The sequence below is a fragment of the Martinezella lusitana genome, assembly GCF_016901135.1.
Classification (GTDB): domain Bacteria; phylum Pseudomonadota; class Alphaproteobacteria; order Rhizobiales; family Rhizobiaceae; genus Rhizobium; species Rhizobium lusitanum_D.
Genome location: NZ_JAFEVL010000030.1, coordinates 257824 through 277724 on the forward strand (window position 1 = coordinate 257824; position 19901 = coordinate 277724).

General features: G+C 58.5%; 20 protein-coding genes and 1 riboswitch. Of the genes, 5 read left to right on the plus strand and 15 right to left on the minus strand.

Annotated elements, in window-relative coordinates:
* Positions 1-212: 212 nt before the first annotated feature.
* The gene (locus JTP94_RS12365) at positions 213-1208 is read right to left on the minus strand and encodes a Tim44 domain-containing protein (RefSeq protein ID WP_204850782.1); all 996 of its coding nucleotides are present in this window, start codon (positions 1206-1208) and stop codon (positions 213-215) included.
* Positions 1209-1707: 499 nt separating this feature from the next.
* Between JTP94_RS12365 and JTP94_RS12370 the strand changes: the two genes are divergently transcribed.
* Positions 1708-2424: a hypothetical protein gene (locus JTP94_RS12370; protein ID WP_204850783.1), complete on the plus strand. Its 717-nt coding sequence runs from the start codon at positions 1708-1710 to the stop codon at positions 2422-2424.
* 49 nt (positions 2425-2473) lie between these two features.
* Here the strand turns inward: JTP94_RS12370 and JTP94_RS12375 are convergent, their stop codons facing one another.
* Positions 2474-2695 (minus strand): hypothetical protein, encoded by a 222-nt coding sequence (locus JTP94_RS12375; protein WP_034509924.1) that lies wholly within the window; start codon positions 2693-2695, stop codon positions 2474-2476.
* A 374-nt stretch (positions 2696-3069) separates the two neighbouring features.
* Between JTP94_RS12375 and JTP94_RS12380 the strand changes: the two genes are divergently transcribed.
* On the plus strand, positions 3070-3348 hold the full coding sequence (locus JTP94_RS12380) for an HU family DNA-binding protein (RefSeq protein ID WP_204850784.1): 279 nt from the start codon (positions 3070-3072) through the stop codon (positions 3346-3348).
* A 126-nt stretch (positions 3349-3474) separates the two neighbouring features.
* Here JTP94_RS12380 and JTP94_RS12385 read toward each other — a convergent pair whose 3' ends face one another.
* From JTP94_RS12385 to JTP94_RS12405, 5 genes are read right to left on the minus strand one after another with little or no spacing between them, the layout of a single operon-like run.
* Entirely contained in the window at positions 3475-4446 is a 972-nt protein-coding gene (locus JTP94_RS12385; protein WP_204850785.1) for a biotin-dependent carboxyltransferase family protein, read from the minus strand.
* Positions 4436-5311: an allophanate hydrolase subunit 1 gene (locus tag JTP94_RS12390; protein WP_204850786.1), complete on the minus strand. Its 876-nt coding sequence runs from the start codon at positions 5309-5311 to the stop codon at positions 4436-4438. Before JTP94_RS12390 ends, JTP94_RS12385 begins: the two co-directional genes overlap by 11 nt.
* Positions 5311-6696, minus strand: a complete 1386-nt coding sequence (locus tag JTP94_RS12395; protein ID WP_204850787.1) for an acetyl-CoA carboxylase biotin carboxylase subunit — start codon at positions 6694-6696, stop codon at positions 5311-5313. The genes JTP94_RS12390 and JTP94_RS12395 overlap by 1 nt, the downstream gene beginning before the upstream one ends.
* A complete protein-coding gene (locus JTP94_RS12400; RefSeq protein ID WP_168595874.1) occupies positions 6693-6935 on the minus strand; it encodes an acetyl-CoA carboxylase in 243 nt (80 codons plus the stop codon). The genes JTP94_RS12395 and JTP94_RS12400 overlap by 4 nt, the downstream gene beginning before the upstream one ends.
* A gap of 9 nt (positions 6936-6944) precedes the next feature.
* A complete protein-coding gene (locus JTP94_RS12405; protein ID WP_204850788.1) occupies positions 6945-7727 on the minus strand; it encodes a 5-oxoprolinase subunit PxpA in 783 nt (260 codons plus the stop codon).
* A gap of 283 nt (positions 7728-8010) precedes the next feature.
* Here JTP94_RS12405 and JTP94_RS12410 point away from each other — a divergent pair, with 283 nt between their 5' ends.
* Positions 8011-8937: a LysR family transcriptional regulator gene (locus JTP94_RS12410; RefSeq protein WP_204850789.1), complete on the plus strand. Its 927-nt coding sequence runs from the start codon at positions 8011-8013 to the stop codon at positions 8935-8937.
* A gap of 60 nt (positions 8938-8997) precedes the next feature.
* Here JTP94_RS12410 and nrdF read toward each other — a convergent pair whose 3' ends face one another.
* From nrdF to JTP94_RS12440, 6 genes are all read right to left on the minus strand, one after another.
* On the minus strand, positions 8998-9966 hold the full coding sequence (gene nrdF, locus JTP94_RS12415; RefSeq protein ID WP_210384100.1) for a class 1b ribonucleoside-diphosphate reductase subunit beta: 969 nt from the start codon (positions 9964-9966) through the stop codon (positions 8998-9000).
* 31 nt (positions 9967-9997) lie between these two features.
* The gene (gene nrdE / locus JTP94_RS12420) at positions 9998-12208 is read right to left on the minus strand and encodes a class 1b ribonucleoside-diphosphate reductase subunit alpha (RefSeq protein ID WP_204850791.1); all 2211 of its coding nucleotides are present in this window, start codon (positions 12206-12208) and stop codon (positions 9998-10000) included.
* Positions 12196-12591 (minus strand): class Ib ribonucleoside-diphosphate reductase assembly flavoprotein NrdI, encoded by a 396-nt coding sequence (nrdI, locus tag JTP94_RS12425; RefSeq protein WP_204850792.1) that lies wholly within the window; start codon positions 12589-12591, stop codon positions 12196-12198. Before nrdI ends, nrdE begins: the two co-directional genes overlap by 13 nt.
* Positions 12592-12602: 11 nt before the next feature.
* On the minus strand, positions 12603-12824 hold the full coding sequence (gene nrdH, locus JTP94_RS12430) for a glutaredoxin-like protein NrdH (protein ID WP_204850793.1): 222 nt from the start codon (positions 12822-12824) through the stop codon (positions 12603-12605).
* 252 nt (positions 12825-13076) lie between these two features.
* A riboswitch (cobalamin riboswitch) is annotated at positions 13077-13298 on the minus strand.
* Positions 13299-13645: 347 nt separating this feature from the next.
* Positions 13646-14782, minus strand: a complete 1137-nt coding sequence (locus JTP94_RS12435) for an acyltransferase family protein (RefSeq protein ID WP_204850794.1) — start codon at positions 14780-14782, stop codon at positions 13646-13648.
* A 244-nt stretch (positions 14783-15026) separates the two neighbouring features.
* Entirely contained in the window at positions 15027-16001 is a 975-nt protein-coding gene (locus tag JTP94_RS12440) for a zinc-binding dehydrogenase (RefSeq protein ID WP_204850795.1), read from the minus strand.
* 97 nt (positions 16002-16098) lie between these two features.
* On the opposite strand from JTP94_RS12440, the gene JTP94_RS12445 reads away from it, so the two are divergent.
* Positions 16099-16488 carry a helix-turn-helix domain-containing protein gene (locus JTP94_RS12445; RefSeq protein WP_204850796.1) on the plus strand — a complete coding sequence of 130 codons (390 nt, stop codon included), beginning with the start codon at positions 16099-16101 and terminating at the stop codon, positions 16486-16488.
* Positions 16489-16925: 437 nt separating this feature from the next.
* On the opposite strand, the gene JTP94_RS12450 is transcribed toward JTP94_RS12445, so the two are convergent.
* Positions 16926-17915, minus strand: coding sequence for a hypothetical protein (locus JTP94_RS12450; protein WP_204850797.1), 990 nt, complete (start codon positions 17913-17915; stop codon positions 16926-16928).
* 652 nt (positions 17916-18567) lie between these two features.
* Between JTP94_RS12450 and JTP94_RS12455 the strand changes: the two genes are divergently transcribed.
* Positions 18568-19242 (plus strand): Crp/Fnr family transcriptional regulator, encoded by a 675-nt coding sequence (locus JTP94_RS12455; RefSeq protein WP_204850798.1) that lies wholly within the window; start codon positions 18568-18570, stop codon positions 19240-19242.
* Between the two features lie 24 nt (positions 19243-19266).
* Here JTP94_RS12455 and JTP94_RS12460 read toward each other — a convergent pair whose 3' ends face one another.
* Positions 19267-19896 (minus strand): phage tail protein, encoded by a 630-nt coding sequence (locus JTP94_RS12460; protein WP_204850799.1) that lies wholly within the window; start codon positions 19894-19896, stop codon positions 19267-19269.
* Positions 19897-19901 lie beyond the last annotated feature (5 nt).

A 19901-nucleotide genomic window follows, 5' to 3' on the forward strand; every position in this document is an offset into this window, starting at 1 on the left:
CCGCAGCGAGTTCGACAATCGGATCGCACTCCACGACATGTGGTCCGCAATCGCCAAGCCGACGACATCGGCTTCGGCGCCAACAATTACTGAGTGGCGATTGTCGTTGAGATGAGACGCAAAGGGCACGAGACCGTAAGCTATCCCGAGAAGAGAACGCCGGTCGATTGCCCTCGATCTTTCGCGAGGACAATCTTCTGCCAAAGTCAGACTCAGGCGCCGCGAGGCCCGGTTCCCTGGATAGCGGAGAGCTTCCAGTCCGAACCCGGCCTGCGCACGAAGGTCCAGATCTCGGTTGTTTCCGAGGAATTGCGATCGTCGCCATCCACGAGCTTTCCCGTCGTACGATCGACCATCGCGTCAATGCTCGAATAGCGCATGGCGAGCGTCGCGTATTCGGCATTGTCTTCGCGCCACGCTTCGGCGATATCGCCCTGCAACAGGCGAACATCGGAAACGCTGTTGCGGACGCCGTTGGTCGCGTTCTCGCCGAGCTCCTCGGCAAGATAGGACATGGCCTCGGGCGTGGTCAGCTGGCGCAGCGTGGCGTAATCCTCGGAGCCGTAGGCCGTTTGAATTTTGGTGAGAAGCTGCTCGAAGCGTTCGAGATCGGGCTGCTTCAGCCCGATCTCGTCATTGGCCTGCCGCGCCGCCGGCTTCGCGTTCGCCGCGCCACCACCGCCGATCGGCGGGATCGAGAAGGAGGGGCGCTGCGACGTATTCATGCTGTTCATGTTATAGGATGTGCCCGGCGCCGATCCCGCATAGTTGGTTCTTTGGCGGTTTGCAAAGAACCGCATGGCAAAGCTTATCGCCGCGATGATCAGGCCGATCTGCAGCAGCATGCCGAGGAAGCCGAAGCCGCCGCCGAAACCATGACCGATCAGCATGCCGAGCAGGCCGCCGGCGATCAATCCGCCGATCATCGACCCGCCGAAGCCGCCGAAAAGGCCGGGACGCGGCTGCGCGTTGATCGGCGGCTGCGTCGCTGTCTGCGTCTGGGGTGTCATCGTCCGGTCGATCGGAGCGGCCTGGGTCGGCGCTGTCCGCGTAATGGCAGGCGTGTCGAAGGTCCTTGTTCCGCGGCTACCGAATCCGCTGGAGCCAGCACGGCGAGCGTCAGCGTCGCTAAAGCTCGCAAAGGACGATGCGGCAGCGAGGGCGACGATGGCTGCGATCTTGGCGAAACGCGGAACTGCACTGAACATTGGTTCTCCTGTCATTGGGCAGAAAGACAATCTGCCGACCATATGGGGATGCCAAATTGCGATTGTAAGTTGGTACAGGGGCAGGGCCGCCAAAAAATACGCGCATTCGATAAGGCTGCGTCGTTATCACAGTCGCGAAAAGCAACCTTGTCCGGTGTGTCGCCACCGATGGCGATCCCGGTCCTTTTGGCATTCGGGCGCTCTTGAATGTTGGTGGTGTTCGGAAGCGCGCTTGCCCTTATGGCGCGCCGGTCGCCATAGGCTGCAAGTCGATATGGCTTCCGGGTTCCTCGGTCGACGCCGGCGGTCGTGGATCTGGTCGCTCGCTGCACTGCTCCGCTCATTGCCAGGATCGAGACCATTGTTGGCCCTGGGCCTTGCCGCCGGAAAAGCCCTCTCCATCTATGCCGCCATTGAGCTTGCAAGCATGGCCTTTCAAGACGTTGGATGCGTAGATTCTGATCGATAAGACATGTTCATATAGAGGATTTCCTTTCCCATGCCTTTCCGCCTTTCGACATTCGTCCGGATCGCAGCTCTGGCCGGCTCCGCGGCCGTCATGCTGGCTACCCACGCTTTGATGGCTCAGGATTCAGCCGCTCCGTCGCAATGGCCCGACACTCCGACATCGCGTCTGGAAGCCCTTGCGGTCCTCCAGACGCTGAATGCCAATCTCCTCAGCAATGCCAGCGCCACTTTAACGCTCGACCGCTGGTGTGCCGCGCATAAGCTTGCGCCGGCAGGCTCCAAGATCCTGGCGCAGCGCGTGCATGGGCAGGATAAGCCGGCCGATGCCCATATCCGTGAGCTGCTGGCTGTGGGGCCGGATGCTCCGATTGCCTATCGCCGCGTTCGTCTGGCCTGTGGCGATCGCGTTCTGTCGGAAGCCGATAATTGGTATGTCCCGGCAAAACTGACGGCTGACATGAACGAGGCACTGAACACCTCCGATATCGCCTTTGGGCGAGCCGTTCAGTCTCTCAACTTCACTCGTACGAACCTGTCGGCAAAATTGCTTTGGTCACCTCTTGCCGAGGGTTGGGAGATGGAACCCGATCTGCCAACCGCCGGCAAGGGACAGCTTGCGCTGCCGCCGTTTCTTCTCGAACATCGCGCGGTGCTGAAGCTGCCGGATGGCACGCCATTCAGCACGCTGGTCGAAACCTACACGAATAGCGTTCTCGACTTTCCGGCTCCACCCGCGCTTCGACCATGATGCGTGAGCATTCCGCCCCGCGCTGGCGGCGAGATGCTAGCGCGCTCGCCTAGCCTTCATCCACACCATCGAGCAAACCGTCATAGACTTCCATGAGCGCGTTGGTGATCGCCTGCCCAAGGGCGCCGCCGGCGACGCGAACATCTTCGTCTGTGCCGTCTCGGGCTGCCTTGGCGAGAGCGAAACCTTGCTCGCTGACGATCTGCTTTGCAACTTCGATGGCCCACAGACCGAAGTCGCCGCGGTTGTCTATCTTGATCGCGTCTTCCATTGCTTGTCCCGTTATTTGTCGTTGTCAGGCATCTATACCGTCACCGGCCCCATGACCAGTATCGCTGGCATAACGCGGTTCAGGACGTGATGGATCCATCATTTTGTCCATCCAGATTATGCCTTTTGGCGAGACCGCCGTGGCACGTGCCCGGGGGAGAATCAGCAAAAGCGGAGAGAGCGCGGTGTTTGCGACAGAACAACAATCGGCACCGCATCTCCTGGGACCAGTAGGGGAAAAGCCCGAAAATGGGCATCTCCCCATCGGAAATTGTGGAAATGCCGGTGTATGAGCCCTCTGAGACCCGGGCAGCGCGTGACATTGGGCGATTACGATGGAAATGATTCAACCGTAAACAACCCGGGGGAAGCATGATGACCACCACCAACGAAATCGCAGACAAGATTGCCGCAGATCACAAGCTGACAAAGGCTCAGAGCAAGGCTGTCGTCGAAGCAGTCTTCGCCGCCATCACCGGAGCTGCAACCTCCGGCGCCGAGACGTCGATCCCGGGCTTTGGCAAGTTCAAGGTCAAGGACACGCCGGCACGGGAAGCACGCAATCCATCGACCGGTGCGACCATCAAGGTTGCCGCCGCAAAGAAGCTCGCCTTCACGCCGGCCAAGGCGCTGAAGGATGCGTTGAACAAGTAAGAGCGGGTTACGGCCTCGTTGTGCAACGATGAAAATACCGGCCCTGTTTGAGGGCCGGTGTATTCGTCTTGCGAGTTCTTGGATGACGCACCCATCGGCAGTTCAGAAGCCGAAACGGGCAGATGCTCAGTTAAACGTGGATCTGAGCTTATCGAGCAGCGAGGCCCGCTCCCTTCGCGCAGCCAAGGCTTCGTCCATCGAAACCTCGATGAATCGTGTCGGCGTATGCGGCTGGAGTTGCCCGATCAGATCCATGTCGGCTGAAATCACCGTGCCGACCATGAAATAGCCGCCGCCCGAGACCGCATCACGGTGCAGGATGATCGGTTCCGTGCCACTCGGGATCTGGATTGAGCCATAGGGATAGCAGCTGTCGACGATATTGGACGGATCGGAACCGGCTCCGAACGACTGCTTGCGCTCGACGAACTCGATCTTGCGACCGCCGCGAAAGCGATAGCCCATGCGATCGGCCTCCGGCGCCACCTTCCAAGTGTCGGCGAAGAAGTTCGCCTTCGCCGCGTCAGTCAGCCTGTCCCAGTAGAGGCCCGGCAGCACGCGAAGTTCCGCCGGCATTCCCGGTTTGCGGCGCAGCTCCTCAGCAATGGTGCGCCCTTCGCCTTGAAGGCCGCCTTGGCCGACCGGCAGTTCGTCTCCCGGCGCAAGCGCCCTCCCCTTGTAGCCGCCGAGCGCGCCGATCGGATAGGTCGAGCGGCTGCCAAGGGCGATCGGCACATCGATGCCGCCGGCAACCGCGATGTAGATGCGGGCGCCGGACTTCAGAAAATCGAAGGTCAGGACCTGACCATTCCTCACCTTGAAGGCAGTCCAGCCGGGGACCGGTTCGCCATTGAGCTTGGCGGGAATGTCCGCGCCAGTGACGGCAACGAGCGCATCCTGCGTGAACTCGAGCTTCGGCCCCATGAAGACGGCCTCGAGGCCGGCGGCACCCTCGTCGTTGCCGACCAAAAGGTTCGCTGCCCGCAACGCATAGCGATCCATGGCGCCGCCCATCGGAATGCCCAGATGAAAATAGCCCGGGCGGCCGAGATCCTGAACGCTGGTGGAAACGCCGTGATGTAGAATCTTAATGGGCATAGAGCCTACCCTCCAGCTTGGTGTTGTAGCCGTCGATGTCCTTCTGGAATTCGCGAAGATCGAAGGTGACCTCGCGGATCGGCGGCGAAAACCTGCCGCTGTCGACGTCATCGACCGCCTGGTCATAGGCGGCACGGTCGATAGGCTTGAACTTCACGATGTCGCCCGGGCGGAAAAAGACCATGAAGTCGCGGAGATAGCTCGTCGTCTGGCTGGAATCGAAGATCGGCATGGGCGTGATGCCGAACATCTGATAGCCGCCGGCGCCGCGCACCGAATAGATACAACCGAAGCAACCGCCATGGCCGACGGTCAGCCGCGGCGTATCGGTTCTCGGGCGCAGATACTTCGGCACCTCGATCTGCCGCTGGCGCTCGACCATCTGATACATGAAGGGAAGGCCGGCGACGAAGCCGACCATGGAGACGAACCACGGCGAGCCGTGATGGGCTTCGATGAAGCTGCCGACGGCATCGTAGCCATTGATCCTGGCGGCGTAATCGAGATCGGTGCCCTCAGGTTCCTGGTGCCGCTCGCGAAAGCGCATCAAAGTCTCGTTGGTCCAGGGATCGTTGTAGAAAACGGGGATCTCGACGATCCGTGTCTTGAGCACGGGTTCGGCCTTTTCCGCATCGACCTCGATCGCCCTGACTTCCTTCAGAATGTCGTCGGGCTTGATGATATCCGGGTTGAACTTGACCTGGAACGAGGCGTTGGCGGGGCAGATCTCGGTGACGCCCTTGATCTGGCTTTCCCGCACCGCTGTTGCCATCGACAGGCTCTTGAAGAAGGCGTCCAGCGACATCTCATCGCTGCATTCGATGAAGAGATGCTCATCCCCTCCGAAGCTATAGCGCGCGGCCATCAGGCGACCTCCGATCGAATATGGTTTTTGGGAGAGAATTCGGTTTCCAGCCACCCCTCAAGGAAGCGTGTATGGAAGGCCGCAATTTGCACGGCCGAGGAGCGCACGAGTGCCTGATGCAGCGGAATGGTCGTCGCCAGCCCCTCGATCACAAGGTTGTCGAGCGCTCGACCAAGTCTTATCAGGCATTCGCCTCGTGTCTCACCCCAGACAATGAGCTTGCCCAGCAGGGAGTCATAGAAGGGCGGGACGGTATATCCTTCGTAGAGCATCGTATCGAAGCGGATGCCGTCTCCCTCGGGAACCACCAGGCGCCCGATAAGCCCCGGCGCCGGCGCGAACCCCTTGAAGGGATCCTCGGCATTGATGCGGCACTCGATGGCATGTCCGCGCGGGCGGATATCGTCCTGCGTGACGGAAAGCGGCGCGCCGCCGGCAACCCTGAACATCTCCTGGACAAGATCGACGCCGGTGATCATCTCGGTCACCGGATGCTCGACCTGGATGCGCGTGTTGACCTCGATGAAATAGAATTCGCCGCTATCTTCGTCGTAGAGATATTCGACCGTGCCGGCGCCCTTGTAGCGAACCTCTCTTGCCAGCGCGACGGCACTATCGCAGAGCTTCTGGCGCACGACCTGCGGCAGAAGGAGCGACGGCGCCTCCTCCCAGACCTTTTGACGGCGGCGCTGCAACGAGCATTCACGCTCATGGAGATGGATGAAATTCTCGCCATCGCCGAAGATCTGCACCTCGACATGGCGCGCACGGGAAATGACTTTCTCGATATAGAGGCCGCCATCGCCGAAAGCAGCCAGCGCTTCAGCCGCGGCAAGCGGAAACTGCTTGTCGAGATCCGCAAGCGACTCGACCATGCGGATGCCGCGGCCGCCACCGCCGGCGGCGGCCTTGATCATCACCGGGAACCCGATGCGATTGGCAATCTCGTGAGCTGCTGCGAGATCGGAGATGCGCCCGCCGCTGCCGGGCACGGTCGGCACGCCGGCGCGCTTGGCAACCTCGCGCGCCGCCACCTTGTCTCCGAGCAGGCGAATGGCATCGCCACTCGGGCCGATGAACGTCAAGCCGGCCGCCGCGACGGCATCGGCGAAATCGCCATTCTCCGATAGGAAGCCGTAGCCGGGATGCACCGCATCGACATTCGCGGCCTTGGCAGCCGCGATGACGGCCTCGATATTGAGATAGGATTTCTTCGGCGCCGGCGGTCCGATGTTGACCGCCTCGTCCGCCAGCCGCACCGCCAGCATGTCGGCATCGGCTGCGCTATGGACCTGCACCGTGCGGATACCAAGGGCCTTGGCGGCCTTGATGATCCGAACCGCGATTTCGCCGCGATTGGCGATGAGAACGGAGCTGATCGTCACTGTTCCACCTCCGCGATGACCTGGCCGGCCATGATCGGCTCTTCGTTGTCGATGAGGAAGGTGATGTTCTTTCCGGAAAGCCCCGCCGGGATCTCATGGAAGGTCTTCATGACTTCGATCACGCCGACGATGTCACTTTCCGCGACGTCCTGACCATCGGCCTTGAACGGAGGAGCGTCCGGCGACGAGGCCCTGTAAAAGGTGCCGGGCAGCGGTGATCTGATTTCAGCTTTGCTCATGATAGCCCCTCATTTTTGCTGTTCTAATATCTGGGAAACGGGCGTGATCCGGATTCCTTCGGCCACCAGCGCCTCGCGCATGTCGCGGACGATATCCAATGCTCCGAGCGTATCGGAATGGAAGCAGATGGATTCAAATTCGATTGCGATATCGCTTCCCTGGACGGTGCGCACTTTTCCTTCTGTGCAGGCACGCAAGACCTTTCTGGCGATCGCCTTGGGATCCGGCCGGCCGGCATCGCGGGTAAAGACGATCCAGCCATTGTCGTCGTAATCGCGATCGGCGTAGAATTCCCTGACGACCGGATGGCCCAATAGTCTGGCAGCCTCGTAGGTCGCCGAGTTCCCCATACAGAAAATGGGGGCATTGGGCGCAGTCGTGCGCATGTACTCGATGAAAGCGTCCGACAGTTCCGGATTGGCCGCAAGCTCCATATAGAGCGCGCCGTGCGGCTTGACGTGCTGCATGCTGGTGCCATGACGCCTGCAGAATTCGCGAAGCGCGCCGACCTGGTAGACGATGTCGTTGACGATTTCCTTGTTGCTGCCCGAGATCTTTCGGCGCCCGAAACCTTGCAGGTCGTTGTATCCCGGATGCGCGCCGACCGCGACGCCGTGTTCGGCGGCCAGTTTTACGGTGTCGTTGATGAGATTGGGATCGCCGGCATGAAAGCCGGCCGCTATGTTGGCGGAGCTTATATGCGCTATGAGATGCTCATCGCTGGTATCGCCGATACGCCACCGGCCGAACGCCTCCCCCATATCGCAGTTGATATCGACCGCTCGCTTCAAACCCGCAATCCTCATTGGTAACGTCAGCACCGAGGGCCATCCCTTGGCGGGGGCCTTCCTCATCCGTACGGTAGGGTCTAATTTGAGGCTTGAAAAATAGATTCTTTTGAGCAGTAATATCTGAAAATATGATAATGATACGCCAGAGTGATGCGGAAAAAATCGCGATAAAATATATACTTACAAGGCATGCTCAAAAATTGCTCCTGAACATGATGCAGTTTTGACCAGCATTATTCATTTTTGCAGTGCAGTAATCTGAATTTATTGGAGGGATGGTTCAGTGGCTCTCAGCATTCGCCAGCTTCGCTATTTCGTCGCGACAGCGGAATATGGGCAGGTTTCCCAGGCGGCGATCAGCCAGAACATTTCTCAGTCCGCCATAACCGCCGCCATCAAGGAGCTCGAGCAGATCGTCGGCGTTCCCCTCTTCGCCCGCACGGCGCAGGGGATGGAATTGACCTCGTCGGGACGGCAGTTCCTGTCGCATGCCTATGAGATCCTCGCCAAGATCGACGAGGCGATGCAGCTCAACTTCATCAACACCGATGTCGAGGGCGAACTGGTCGTCGCGGCCACCTACACGGTGATCGGCTATTTCCTGCCGATGCATATCGAGCGGATACGCCGGCTCTTCCCGAAACTGCGGGTGCAGCTCTATGAACTGAACAGGGAATCGATCGAGGAAGGCTTGCTGACCAACCGCTACGACCTTTCCGTGCTGCTCACCTCGAACATTCTCAATCCGATGATCACGACAGAGACGCTATTGAGCTCAGTGCGCAGGCTTTGGGTTCCGGCGCAACATCGCCTGCTGCAGCGAAAGGGCGTAGGTCTGCAGGAAATATCGCAAGAGCCCTATATCATGCTGACGGTGGACGAAGCCGCCCAGTCATCGCTCAAATATTGGAGCAAGACACCCTACCAGCCGAATGTCACGCTTCGCACGTCATCGGTGGAAGCCGTTCGGTCCATGGTCGCGAACAATCAAGGCGTCGCCATCCTTTCCGACATGGTGTATCGGCCGTGGTCACTCGAAGGCCGCCGCATCGAGACGATCAACATCCAGGAAACCGTGCCGGCCATGGATGTCGGACTTGCATGGCGTGCGGGTAACGCCTTGACGCCTGCGATGCAGGCATTTCGGAACTACTTCCAACAGGCTTTCGGCTTGCCGGGCGCGGCCGCCGGAAAACCGGCGTCCGAGTAGGCTTTCCGCATCGCCGGCGTCAGGGCGATCCCCGACGCCGCGCGAGCGGATCACTCAGTCCTAGAAATTCCAATCTTCATCTTCGGTCGCGACGGCCTTCCCGATCACATAAGACGAGCCGGAGCCGGAGAAGAAGTCGTGGTTTTCGTCGGCATTCGGGGACAGCGCCGAGAGGATCGCCGGATTGACCTTACAGGCCTCGGCAGGAAACAGCGCCTCGTAGCCAAGGTTCATCAGCGCCTTGTTGGCGTTGTAGTGGAGGAACTTCTTGACGTCTTCGGTCTGGCCGACGCCGTCATAGAGTGACTCGGTATATCTAGCCTCGTTGTCGTAGAGTTCGAGCAGGAGGTCGAAGGCGAAGTCCTTGATCTCCTGCCGGCGCTCCTCCGGCAGCCGCTCAAGCCCCCGTTGGAACTTGTAGCCGATGTAATAGCCGTGCACCGCCTCGTCGCGGATGATGAGGCGGATCATGTCGGCGGTGTTGGTGAGCTTGGCGCGGCTCGACCAGAACATCGGCAGATAGAAGCCCGAATAGAACAGGAAACTTTCGAGAAAGACGCTGGCGACCTTCTTCTTCAGCGGGTCGCCGGAAGAATATTGCTCCATGATCAACGTCGATTTGCGCTGCAGGAATTCGTTTTCCTCCGACCAGCGATAGGCATCGTCCACATCCGGCGTCGAGCAGAGCGTCGAGAAGATCGATGAGTAGGACCGAGCGTGCACGGCCTCCATGAAGGAGATGTTCGACAGCACCGCCTCTTCATGCGGCGTGGCGGCATCGGCCATCAGTTTCACGGAACCAACGCCGTTCTGGATGGTGTCGAGCAGGGTCAGACCGGTGAAAACGCGGATGGTGAGCTGCTGCTCCTCCGGTTTCAGGGTCGCCCAGGACGGGATGTCGTTCGACAGCGGCACCTTTTCCGGCAACCAGAAATTTCCGGTCAGGCGATTCCAGACCTCGAGATCCTTGTCGTCCTCGATACGGTTCCAGTTGATGGCGCGGATACGGCTTACCGGCTTGAATTGCATGTTCACGGGAATGTCCTTTTCAAACCGGAAATCAGAGGGCGCAGGAAACGCAGCCCTGCACCTCAGTGCCGGACAGCGCCATCTGGCGAAGGCGGATATAGTAGATGGTCTTGATACCCTTCCTCCAGGCGTAGATCTGGGCGCGGTTGATGTCGCGCGTCGTCGCCGTATCGCGGAAGAACAGCGTCAAGGACAGGCCCTGATCGACATGCTGGGTGGCCGCCGCATAGGTGTCGATGATCTTTTCCGGCCCGATCTCGTATGCGTCCTGATAGTAATCGAGGTTGTCGTTGCTCATAAAGGCGGCCGGGTAATAGACGCGGCCGATCTTGCCTTCCTTGCGGATCTCGATCTTGGAGACGATCGGGTGGATCGAAGAGGTCGAGTGGTTGATGTAGGAGATCGAGCCTGTGGGAGGCACGGCCTGCAGGTTCTGGTTATAGAGGCCGCCCTTCATCACGGCCTGCTTCAACTCCGCCCAATCTTCCTGTGTCGGGATGGCGATGCCGGCCTTCTCGAACAGCTCGGCCACGCGCTCGGTCGCAGGCACCCATTCCTGCTCGGTATATTTGTCGAAATAGTCGCCGGACGCATATTTCGAGTTCTCGAAGCCCTTGAAGCTCTGTCCTCGCTCGACCGCAAGCAGGTTAGAGGCACGGATGGCGTGATAGGTGACGGTATAGAAGTAGATGTTGGTGAAATCGACGCCTTCCTCGGAGCCGTAGAAGATGCGCTCGCGGGCGAGATAGCCATGCAGGTTCATCTGGCCAAGGCCGATGGCGTGGCTGTCGTCATTGCCCTTCTCGATCGAAGGCACCGACGAGATATGGCTCATGTCGGATACTGCCGTCAGCGCGCGGATCGACATTTCGATCGTCTTGCCGAAATCGGGGCTGTCCATCGCGGCTGCGATGTTGAGCGAACCGAGATTGCAGGAGATGTCCTTGCCCATGTGCGTGTAGGAAAGGTCGTCGCTATATTCGCTCGCTTCGCTCACCTGCAGGATTTCCGAGCAGAGATTGCTCATGGTGATGCGGCCGGCGATCGGATTGGCGCGGTTCACCGTGTCCTCGAACATGATGTAGGGATAGCCGCTCTCGAACTGGATCTCGGCGATCACCTGGAAGAAGTCGCGCGCCTTGATCTTCTTCTTGCGGATGCGGCTGTCGGCCACCATCTCGCGGTACTTTTCCGTCACCGAGATTTCCGTGAACGGCACGCCATAGACGCGTTCCACGTCATAGGGCGAAAACAGGTACATATCGTCATTGTTCTTCGCGAGCTCGAAGGTGATGTCGGGAATGACCACGCCGAGCGACAGCGTCTTGATGCGGATCTTCTCGTCGGCATTCTCGCGCTTGGTATCGAGGAAACGCATGATATCAGGGTGATGAGCGTTGAGGTAGACGGCGCCCGCCCCCTGCCTGGCTCCGAGCTGATTGGCATAGGAGAAGGAGTCTTCGAGCAGCTTCATCACCGGAATGATGCCGGAGGACTGGTTCTCGATGTGCTTGATCGGCGCGCCGGCCTCACGAATGTTGGTGAGAGACAGCGCCACGCCGCCGCCGCGTTTTGAAAGCTGCAGCGCCGAATTGATGGCGCGGCCGATCGACTCCATGTTGTCTTCGACCCGCAGCAGGAAGCAGGAGACCAGCTCGCCGCGCTGCTTCTTGCCGGCATTGAGGAAGGTCGGCGTCGCCGGCTGGAAGCGGCCGGAGATGATCTCGTCGACCATGTCGCGGGCAAGCTGCTCGCTGCCCTGCGCCAGCGCCAGCGCCACCATGCAGACGCGGTCTTCATAGCGCTCCAGATAGCGTTTTCCGTCGAAGGTCTTCAGCGTGTAGCTGGTGTAATATTTGAACGCGCCGAGAAACGTCGGAAAGCGGAACTTCTTCGCATAGGCGTGATCGAAGAGATCGCGCACGAAATTGAACGCATATTGATCCAGCACCTCCTGCTCGTAATAGCCCTCGGTCACGAGGTAATCGAGCTTCTCCCGCAGATTATGAAAGAAGACGGTGTTCTGGTTGACGTGTTGAAGGAAATACTGCTTGGCCGCCAGCCGGTCCTTGTCGAGCTGGATCTTACCCTGCTCGTCATAGAGGTTCAGCATGGCGTTGAGGGCGTGATAGTCCAATGCCGTTTCCGTGACCTTCGATGGCCGGTCGTTCGCGGGATGAGAAAAAGCGTGAAGCGGTTTTTCGCCTGCGTCCCGCGACAAAGAAGAGCTTAGCGTGTCCAAAATCGTTCCAATCCGTGTCTGACATTCGCGACATCCTCTTCCGTGCCCAAAAGCTCGAACCGGTAAAGGTACGGCACCTGGCATTTGGTGGAGACGATGTCGCCGGCGATACCGAAGGTCGCCCCGAAGTTGCTGTTGCCCGCGGCGATGACTCCGCGGATGTTTGAACGGTTATCCGCATCATTGAGGAAGCGGATCACCTGCTTGGGCACGGCACCCTTGCCCCCTTCGCCGGAATAGGTCGGGACGATGAGAACGTAAGGACGGGCCGCTCGAAGCTCTTCTCCCGCGCCAAGCGGAATGCGAGCGGCCGGCAAGGCAAGCTTGGTAATGAACCGATGGGTGTTCTCAGATCTGCTGGAGAAATAGACGATCTCGCCCACCGCCCGCCTCCTCAGGCGAGGGAGCTGATCATGTCGGGGCGGAAGCCGGCCCAATGCTGCTCACCGGCGACAACGACCGGGACCTGACGATAGCCGAGACCCTGCACCAGCTCGTAGGCTTCAGTATCAGTGGACACATCGACGATGGTGTAATCGATGCCCTGACGGTCAAGGGCGCGGGTGGTCGCGGTGCACTGGACGCAGGCAGGCTTGCTGTAGACGGTAATGCTCATGGTTGTCCTCGTATATATGACAGGCGTGCAAGATCGTCCGGGCGTCGAGCGACACCCGTTCGGCAATCTGAAAAATGGCGGCGGGCACAGCCGACTGCCGGACGCTCAGGCGGCCGTCATTCGCGCAGGCAGATAAGGATACTCAAAGACATGGACTTCACACCCCGAACTAACCTTTGCGGGCCATTCGGGGAAAGCGACGGCAACGGCGACATGCCGCAAGCCATCACTCGCCATCCGGACACCCCGCCCGTGGACGCTATTGCTCGAGGCAGGTCTCCTGGCTTGCGGGTCGAAGTATTTGCTCTTGCCTTCCCGAGGCATATATTCCTCAGTGGCACATGCAGAACAAATGCTCGCCGCTCACAGTTGCGGGGGCAGCTACGGCTTGATGAGCATCATGCTCGTCGACCGTATTCCCATCTTAGCCTCCAATCCTTGCGAATCGAAGGAACCTCGAACACTATATATAGTAGACGAGGTTAAATTTGCGTCAACAGGTTCCGTCACCGATCCTTCATTTAAGATGTTGATAAGGCCTGTGGCTAAGTCCTGAAGACGCTTTCGCGCCAAGAACAGAAGATCGGTCATCTCCTTGACCTCGGGAATGCGCGGCGAGTGGATGTCGTCGACGTCGGGGCCGATTGTCGGCGCATCGGATTCCCTCTTAGCCTTGAAGCAAACAGATTGCTCCAGGGAACCATGACGGGATGATTTCTCATCAACCGAGCGAAATTTTCAAGAGATATAAACAAATCTTTATATATTTATATTGTCTGGACTTCACACAGACCCGGCGTGGATATCGAGACATCCATGCGTCAGGCAATGCCAGCGCGGATCCTGGCTTTCCAGGAGATTTCCAGGCGTCGTTTCAGTTCGTAACACAACGCACAGATGGCGAGCGTCGCAACCACAATCGGCATGAAAGACGAGGCGGACATCAACCCGAGCTCACGCAACCAGTAGGCAATAACCAACATGACCGTCTGGTGAAGCACATAGTAGGTCAGCACTGCCCTATTCAGATAGCGGATAACGGCGTTCTCCGAATTCAGCCAGATCTTTGCATATCCGAGAATTGCGACGATCGCACACCATTGGAAGGTGCCGGCAAGCACCCTTCCTGCAAATGCCTGCCACCTGTCAGGCGCGCCGGCAGGCAGGCCCGGAAAGAGCATCGCCAAAAGCACCGCACAACCCAACGTCAGTATCAGCGCGGGTTTTCGCATGTCGACGACCGCCTCCCAGTATTCGCTGCGCATGGCCATCACGACGCCGAACAGAAATGACATCAGATAGACGCTGTGGCTGTACCAGTCGGTCAGGATATTGAGTGTCGGGGGGAAGGCCGGTCGCAGCGCGAGCCTGAGCAAGATGAACAGCATGACGGGAATTATCAGTATCCATTTGCCCGCCAGCCGTGGCGTCAGCCGATCGCTCGCGAGGGGCAGCAACTTCGGCCAGGCGGATACGACAAGCGTCAGGATTACGGTATAGGTCCAGAGATAGGCGAGGTACCACAGGTGCTGCATCCAGAAGAGATTGACCTCACTTCCGTCGGGCAGCGGAACGGGCGTCAGGGTCAGATAGTGCCAGAAGACGTCTCGGAGGCTGATGTTGACCCCCAGGCTGGTATTCAGGCAGACATACATTTGGGGAGGGATCAGAAACGGCACACCAACCAGCAGCGGAACCAGCAACTGCCTCGTTCGCGCCCTCCTCAGCACCTCGGGAGTTTGCCGCGTCAGCAACATCCCCGTGACGACGCCTGAGATCAAAAACAGCAGCGACATGCGCCAAGGGTGGGTCCACAGATGGATGATGTCAAAGATGGAAGAGCTGTCCGGTGCCTTCAGCAGAAAGCCCCTGGAGTTGTACATCAGGCTGACATGATAGACGATCAGCAGCATGAATGCTGCGACCCTGATAAAATCCAGATCATGCCGACGTGACATCGCCTCCATGGTTCACGCTATAAGGCACAATCTTTAAGATCAGGTTGAGTAATCGATTAAAAAACTCAACCTACAGAAGACAACGGCCTTCGATGTTTTGCCGCGATGCCGCCCGCTCGCTCGCATCCGTCGCCAGAGGGGACCTCCGGGCACCAGCCGGCATCGCTACCGTCAAGATACGACGAATTCGTTTGCTACTCTTTGCCGGTTACTCCGCTGCAACAGCCATCGCATCAGGCCACCCTCAAGGGACCAGGACGATCTTGCCGCTGGCTTTGCGGCTTTCGAGCGCGCGATGCGCTTCAGCGGCGGCCTCCAGTGAAAAGCGGCCGCCCTGTACGACGGTCAGCTCGCCTTTGGCGGCGAGATCGAAGAGCTCCAGCAGATCTCGCCGCAGGTTTTCCGGCGTCAACAAGGGCAGGAGCGCAAAACCTTTCAGCGACTGATTGAGACCGAGCATGCGTTCGATGTCGGCAGTGTCCAGCTCGAAACGCCCCATGGCGCCGAACACCATCTCGCCGCCCGGCGCCAAAGCCTCGATCGAAGCGCGGCTGACGCTCCCGCCAATCATTTCATAGATCAGATCCGCTCCAGCGGCCTGAGAGCCTATCTCGTTTTGCCATCCATCGACTGTGTAGTCGATTGCCGCATCGGCCCCGAGCGAACAAGCCAAGGCCCGCTTCTCCGCGTTGCTTGCGGTCGCAATAATGCGGCTGGCCCCCGCACGTCGGGCAAGTTGCAGGAGCAGCGATCCAACACCGCCCGCAGCCGCGTGGATCAGCACTACCCTGCCGGCCGGCGGCGCCTGGCGTATCAAATGGAGCGCCGTCAACCCCTGAACCATCAAGGCGGCCGCATCTTCGAAGGCGAGCGCGTCGGGCAGCGGTATCAAAGATTCAACATTGACGGCGATATATTCCGCGTAGCCGCCGGCCCCGCGGCCCGTGGCAAAGAGCGGCACTGCGACGCGGGCACCCAGCATGTGGAGATCGCTCCCTTCCCCCAGGGCCTCGACAACGCCGGCAACTTCGACACCGGGAAAGACCGGAAGTGGCGGGGTGACCGCGTAACGGCCGGCGCGCATCAGCGCCTCGAAGAAGTTCACGCCGGCAACATGGACCTTCACCAGAACTTCGCCGGGAGCCGGCCTTGGTGTTTCCACCTCGACAACTTCGAGCACCTCCGGCCCGCCGAAACGCTTGTATTGAACAGCTCGCATCGCAACCTCACCTTAAAATGATGTGAGGCTGGCTTTAGCAGCAAGCCTCGCCGCCGAGATACACACCCTTTCGTGCCCTACCCACCAGGAAGTGACCATGCCGGAGCCGATCAAGAAACTGCCGAAACTACCTGTCGAACGCGCCTTGAAGGTCATCTCGGGGCGCTGGAAGCCGGTGATCCTCTGTTACCTGTTTTCAGGGCCGAAGCGGCTTTCGCAATTGAAGCGCATGATGCCTGACATCACCCAGAAGGTGCTGATCCAGCAATTGCGGGAAATGGAGGAGCATGGGCTGGTCGACCGGCAGATCTTCCCCGACGTTCCGATTCGCGTCGAATACAATGCAACCGAACTCGGGCTGGGCCTGGAGCCGATTCTGCTCGCTCTTTGCCGATGGGGTCAGCGCCACGCCGAAGAACGCGACGAAGCCGTCGAGATCGCCGACTGTATCGTCAGGCCTCGCCACGACCAGACGATCGCAGCTTGAGCAGGCCGTATTTCAGGCTGTGCGCAGCCTGACCGATAGCGAAATCACGGCCGTTCGCCGGCGGCGAGACGACGCTCGATGTCTTCTGATTCAAGCAAATACCCGGCGAGAACGGTTTTGCCGGGTATTTGCGCCGGAATTGTCAAGGTCGTGCCAAGAAGGCGTCTGTCTTTCGTAGGGATACTGGAATAAGTCAGCCTTAACCTACGGGCATGCACAGAAACAAGGAACCAGCCCGCTCACACACGACGTCGATCTCCGGCGCAAGCATATCGGATGATCTCTTCAGATCGCGCAACTTGATCGATACGGGCTGGCGTTGCAATGCTGGTCCGGGCTTGGATCACTTGCCGATCCAAGTCCGGAGGTTTCTTTCCACGGTGTGGGACTCCGACATCGCCCGCCGGCTCTCAGTTCAAAGAAGTATATAGGATCAATTATTCCCAATACTTCAATTGAACACCCTTGTTGTTATAGACAACATGCATATACGAGTTATTGTTCGCATTGTGCCTCGTACATATCGGATAGATATAAACGGTCGCGCCCTTGTGCTCTCGTGACGACTCTTGCCCTGTGATCACATGTCCGCCAATGAGAACACCGTTGCATGGCCGAGTGTGATCGTTACTGAACCAGTTATGAGAGGTGCAATAGTGAGCCGTCGCTTTGCATTTCTCCTCCCACAAAGCGATCCACGACAATCCGTCCACCTTCGGATCATGCGTGCTACCTCTGACATTGGCAAAATCAGCGTTGTCTGCCCAAGTGACGGTTCCAACATAGGTGGAGCGCACAAGCTCCTGGATCTCGGCGAGCTCGGCGGTCCTGTCGGTGGGAGGTTCTGCCACTATCGGCCTGCCATACATGCGCTTGAAGTCGTCGAGATTGTCCAGCGTAACGACAGGGGCTGTCCCGAGCTCGACGACACGGCCGACGCCGGCCTCTATGGCGGCATCAACCAGTATCTCATTGCAGCGGTGGGCTATATCCATCAACCGCTGATGAAGCGTTGTATTTTTCGCGACATAGTCGGCCCAAAGCTTGGTAACAGGTTGGTTTGTCCCGGCATCATTCGGTCTTGCATTAAACTCCACGCGTTGGTCGGGTAGCTGCCCCGGTGCGCTTTGCAGAAAGGCCGTGATCCGGAGCTGATCCTCCGTCCGGTCATCGTTCCCATGGATGGTGAGTTCGTCCTCATCGACGTTGTAATCATACTGAAAGCTAATTTGCGCCATGATCGGCACGCCATCGAAAGAACCCACCGATATTGGCTCGCTCTGAACTTCCCTCGGGCCACCGCTGAGATCCAGGCTGACTGCGACAGTTTGCTCTCTTATTTTCAACTGCACGCTGTAATCATTAAGTAGCGTCGTCAGTGGCAATTCCACCTCGAGAGAGCGCGGCGGCTGGTTTATAGCGATCATTTCAGTAGCCTCCGCGGGAGTTGTTCGTCTCGCCAGAGCGATTGGTGACATCAAGCTTGATGTTTTCAGGTAGCATCATGAACTTACCCTCTAAGTGTGTGTTGAGACCTTTGGCCATCGCCAACACTTAAATTCTACCTATTGTCATCTCGGCTTACCTTTGCGCGGGTACCTGAATTCTTTGCGACTGACATTTTTTACGGGACGCCACTGGCGTACGACTTCGCACCATTCGAAGTGAGGGATGCGGAACATTGGCGAAGGGAGAGAGTGGGTGAACCTGGCGTCATTTCCCCGCAAGGCAAAACAGGTCCGGCAATAACGCATTCAAGCCCGCTCTTAGGCTTTGCGCGAAACCTAAGGTTTCAAGAAAATTTTCTTCGCCAGAGGCACGTGCCCTATAACGCCGGCTCATAGAATATGGGATAGTGGAGAGTGCCTCTCTGGCTCAAACATAATGCTCCCAACCACAGTCTCATTTTTTCAATATGCAATTTTGAAATAGATTCGAAGGTGCTTTTTGCTTTCAAAACGCGCGTCAATGCGACATTTCCCGTAGCGACGCGACATCACCTTCGATCATCGGAAGCAGGCATCTTCATTTGGCGTTTCACAGCAAATTCAACCACTTGGACAATTGCGGAAGGACACTGTGACCGACATTGGTCAATTGCTCGGCTGCCCCCTGTTTGCCGGCGTAGCCCGCGAAAGCGTCGTGCTCGACGCCCGCGATTTGCGGACCCGCTTCTATGCGCCGGGCCAGATCGTGTTCAACCAGGACGATACGAGCGGCGATGTCTATTTTCTGCGCTCCGGATTGCTGTTGGCTCTCTATCTCGATCAGGATGGCAGGGAGCTTATCTTCACGCGGCTGAACACTCATGACTATTTCGGAGAACTGTCAGCCATTGATGGCGGTAAGCGTTCCCTTTCGGTCTATTCAAAAACCGATTCCTGCCTGATCATCATGAAACGACAGGCATTTCTGGATCTGCTCGAGACGATACCCCTAGTGCGACAGCGGATCATGATTGACATGGCCGAGCGGATCCGCAGGTTGACCAGGCACAGCTACCAACTGACCAGCCAAAGCGTGGATAAGCGTCTGAAGGCCTATCTGGCGCGGATGGCGCTGGAAAGCGGCGCATTCAAGCCGAATGGGCAGCTGGCAAAATTTCCGACCCATGCCGAAATCGCCGGGTCCATCGGCGCCAGTCGCGAAGAGGTCAGCCGCTCCATCTCCGCCTTGAAGCGAACCGGGATTCTGGAGGCCGGGCGGCAGAAGCTGACGATCCTTCAGCCGAACGCCTTGCTCAGCGAACAGTGACAGGCGCACCGCGACCGGATCGCCCTACTTTGTCTTTATCAGCCAGTTCACCGCGATATTGACGGCCCGCGTTTCCGTCTTGCTGACGCGCACGTCACCCTCCGGATAAATAGTGTCGGTATGCGACAACGGGTCAGTCGCGGCCACTTCGAAATTCACCGGTGGTGTTTCTTGCGGCGTAACGGACATAGCAGTCATATTCAACTTATGCTTGTGATCCTGCAACGCATCCTTCTGGGTCGAGCCGACGCCCTGCGGATTGACGGCCGTACCGGGTGGCGGCGTGCGGTCATCCTTGTCCAACGACTTCTTCAGATCCACGCCACGCAGAAAATAGCCGCGGTAGTCGGGCAGCTTGAATTTGTCGTTTCCATCCGCGCCGTAAAGATCGCCGATCACCCGAAAAAGTTCCGGATATTCGGTCCTCAGCAGGCTGGACCCGTCACAGATCATCCACGGCATATAGCGCAGATCCGTCATGGCCGATGTCAGCGTTTGTGTCTGCTGCAGGAGCTCGCCAGGAAATATAATGATCGCCCCGATGGGAACGCCATCGTGAACCCCAGGACGCGGGTGCGGGAAGAACTGGTGGCGCGGCTCCTGCCCGGGAAAATTTCCTGGAAAAACAGGCGGAATAAACGAAGGTGGCAGCATTCGTC

Excerpts from the sequence above, each read along its gene's own strand:
- JTP94_RS12365 (WP_204850782.1), bottom strand. The coding sequence starts at position 1,208 with ATGTTCAGTGCAGTTCCGCGTTTCGCCAAGATCGCAGCCATCGTCGCC.
- JTP94_RS12370 (WP_204850783.1), top strand. The coding sequence starts at position 1,708 with ATGCCTTTCCGCCTTTCGACATTCGTCCGGATCGCAGCTCTGGCCGGC.
- JTP94_RS12375 (WP_034509924.1), bottom strand. The coding sequence starts at position 2,695 with ATGGAAGACGCGATCAAGATAGACAACCGCGGCGACTTCGGTCTGTGG.
- JTP94_RS12380 (WP_204850784.1), top strand. The coding sequence starts at position 3,070 with ATGACCACCACCAACGAAATCGCAGACAAGATTGCCGCAGATCACAAG.
- JTP94_RS12385 (WP_204850785.1), bottom strand. The coding sequence starts at position 4,446 with ATGCCCATTAAGATTCTACATCACGGCGTTTCCACCAGCGTTCAGGAT.
- JTP94_RS12390 (WP_204850786.1), bottom strand. The coding sequence starts at position 5,311 with ATGGCCGCGCGCTATAGCTTCGGAGGGGATGAGCATCTCTTCATCGAA.
- JTP94_RS12400 (WP_168595874.1), bottom strand. The coding sequence starts at position 6,935 with ATGAGCAAAGCTGAAATCAGATCACCGCTGCCCGGCACCTTTTACAGG.
- nrdF (WP_210384100.1), bottom strand. The coding sequence starts at position 9,966 with ATGCAATTCAAGCCGGTAAGCCGTATCCGCGCCATCAACTGGAACCGT.
- nrdH (WP_204850793.1), bottom strand. The coding sequence starts at position 12,824 with ATGAGCATTACCGTCTACAGCAAGCCTGCCTGCGTCCAGTGCACCGCG.
- JTP94_RS12435 (WP_204850794.1), bottom strand. The coding sequence starts at position 14,782 with ATGTCACGTCGGCATGATCTGGATTTTATCAGGGTCGCAGCATTCATG.
- JTP94_RS12440 (WP_204850795.1), bottom strand. The coding sequence starts at position 16,001 with ATGCGAGCTGTTCAATACAAGCGTTTCGGCGGGCCGGAGGTGCTCGAA.
- JTP94_RS12445 (WP_204850796.1), top strand. The coding sequence starts at position 16,099 with ATGCCGGAGCCGATCAAGAAACTGCCGAAACTACCTGTCGAACGCGCC.
- JTP94_RS12450 (WP_204850797.1), bottom strand. The coding sequence starts at position 17,915 with ATGATCGCTATAAACCAGCCGCCGCGCTCTCTCGAGGTGGAATTGCCA.
- JTP94_RS12460 (WP_204850799.1), bottom strand. The coding sequence starts at position 19,896 with ATGCTGCCACCTTCGTTTATTCCGCCTGTTTTTCCAGGAAATTTTCCC.